Origin of the sequence: Vibrio sp. V03_P4A6T147 (assembly GCF_002241085.1) — a bacterium.
GTDB classification, from domain to species: Bacteria; Pseudomonadota; Gammaproteobacteria; order Enterobacterales; family Vibrionaceae; genus Vibrio; species Vibrio anguillarum.
The window spans coordinates 1-2,305 of sequence record NZ_NDIO01000103.1 but is presented as its reverse complement, the minus strand read 5'-3'; the positions used below and the strand labels follow the sequence as shown (position 1 = coordinate 2,305).

The window sequence follows — 2,305 nt, the reverse complement described above, 5'->3', positions numbered from 1 at the left end:
GTGAATTTTACTCGTACGTCTTGCTGTTGTGCTTTAACCAACCGTGCGGGTGTTTATTATTTGGATCCTTGTGCGTCCAGTGCATGACACCACCATTTTTGTTCCATTCATATTCACCGTAAAACTGGACTCGATCGCCAACTTTTAGATTTGAAACCCTAGGAGCTAAATCAATATTGTGAGCAACAAGTAAAGTTTGTTTACTGTCCAGTTTCAATATGAATTTTTGATGCCTACTCCCTTCGTTATCATCAGGTAACAAGCGAATGACCGTGCCTGAGCCTTGAACTTGAATATCAGTTTGATGATTTTCATACGCATTTTTTAACTGATGATCATTAGCTTGAGCACCAATCGAAGCTAGACAAAAGACGACTATAAATATAGCGATTAACTTCTTCATATACTCAATTTCTCCAATTCACATAACGCCCGCCTAAGGGGCTGACAACGCATTAACACTAAACTCAAACACAACAACCGAAACCACCGCGGCTCAATGGGACTGGAAACGCCGCGCGTTGGCAGTCCCTCTTGAGGCGTTTGTTATGTGCGTGCTATTAGTGAGCCTTGTTCAACTGCAATAAATCCCATTTGTTTCCATAAAGATCTTGGAATACAACAACTGTCCCATACTCTTCAACTCGTGGTTCTTCGTTGAAGACAACGCCATTGGCCTTCATTAACTCATAATCTCGCCAGAAGTCATTCGTTTGTAGAAACAGAAAAACACGACCTCCAGTCTGATTACCTACAAATTGAGCTTGTTCTTCGGTACTTGCTTGAGCAAGAAGTAGGTTTGTTCCATTCGAGTTTCGCGGCGAAACTTGAACCCAACGTTTGCCACCACCCAAATCGGTATCTTCAACCAAACTGAACTGAAGCTTTTTTGTATAGAACTCAATGGCATCATCGTAGTTTTCTACGACAAGGGCGATATTGCCGATTTGCTGTTGAACGACTTTAGACATGCTGACTTCTCAATATTTAAAAGCCGGATTCTACACTACTTCGAAATTTTTCGAGAAAGCACATAACGCCCGCTTAAGGGGCAGACAACGCTACTACTCACTTTCCGCATAGCACCTTAATCACAAAAACCAACGCATAGTGAAAATACCACGCGTTGGCTGTCCCTCTTGAAGCGTTTGTTAAGCCGCAATTTTATCGCTGTCAATTTCTCTTGGAAGAACTGCTGCTAAACAATTTACAGAGGCTTCAAACTTTTCCGCAGGTCCTCGAGTTGATAATTGAATTAGCTCATTAAGACCTGATTGGCTTGTGAATGACATTTCCTGATATAGGCAAATTGGTAGCTCATGGTTATCTTTAAACCTGCGGTCTGGTCCACCGGATTTATTTACGTATTTCCACGTTTTATCAACGATCAATGCATCAGCAGGAACTGACTCTTCTTCGATAAATTTTTTATCTCCGACCATCACAACCAAATCTTGGTAACTCACAGCTCCGACACCTGTAGTGTCATAGACCAACACTCGGTCAGGAAAGAAATGTAATGTTTGACGACCTACTGCGATAGAAACTGTCTTCACATTTGTTTTTAATCGAGGCGGTTCAGAGATCATAATCGATGTCAGCTTTCGAGCTATAAGATTGCTTGCTCCTGCATGATATTTTTTATCAAGGACTTTGCCTGAAGCTGATATATGCCAACATTTATTGGCTTTTGCCATTTGTTCTGCTGCCGAAAACAGCTTGTCATAAGCAAGTTCCATTTCGGAGTCAAAGTCATAGAAAAGTACTGTGGTCTTAGCTAACGTGTCTCTCGTATAACAAACCCAAGTAGAAACAATCCCCAACACAGCAGTCAAAGCGACAACCCATTTAGGGAGTTCGGCATTATGAATTCCAAAAACAATAGCGAAAAATAGAATAAAAATAAAAGGCCATGAACTAGACTTTTTCTGTTTATCATTAAGCTCCTTTAGCAGCTCAGCTGAAGAAGAGTCTACTATCTGCGAAACATGCGCTGACTCAATTTCTTTCAGTGGTTCGTGAGTCGGTGCTTCGAAGGACTCTTGATAGTTGGGCTGAATAGTGTTGTCGACAATTCGTTCCTGAGAACCAATCGGAATAGTCGAACGATAATAAATACCATTTGCTCCAATACGGACATAGTTACCTCTTGGACCAGTTCCTACTCTCAGACCTTTAACACCAGCTGAAACACCAAATCCAGATTTTGACAAATTGAAACGAAATGGACCAACGCTGATACTCTTTCTTATGTAGAGTCCCATATCTTCTCCGAACTTAAATTGACACTCTTGCGGCATAACGC

3 protein-coding genes are annotated in these 2,305 nt (G+C 41.3%); all 3 read right to left on the bottom strand.

Annotated elements, in window-relative coordinates; genetic code table 11:
• Positions 1-7: 7 nt before the first annotated feature.
• Entirely contained in the window at positions 8-403 is a 396-nt protein-coding gene (locus B9J84_RS04000; RefSeq protein WP_094123582.1) for a DUF3465 domain-containing protein, read from the bottom strand.
• A gap of 157 nt (positions 404-560) precedes the next feature.
• Positions 561-971, bottom strand: coding sequence for a VOC family protein (locus tag B9J84_RS03995; protein ID WP_094123581.1), 411 nt, complete (start codon positions 969-971; stop codon positions 561-563).
• Between the two features lie 180 nt (positions 972-1,151).
• On the bottom strand, positions 1,152-2,305 hold a 1,154-nt coding region (locus B9J84_RS03985), incomplete at its 5' end, for a DUF4236 domain-containing protein (protein WP_404206339.1).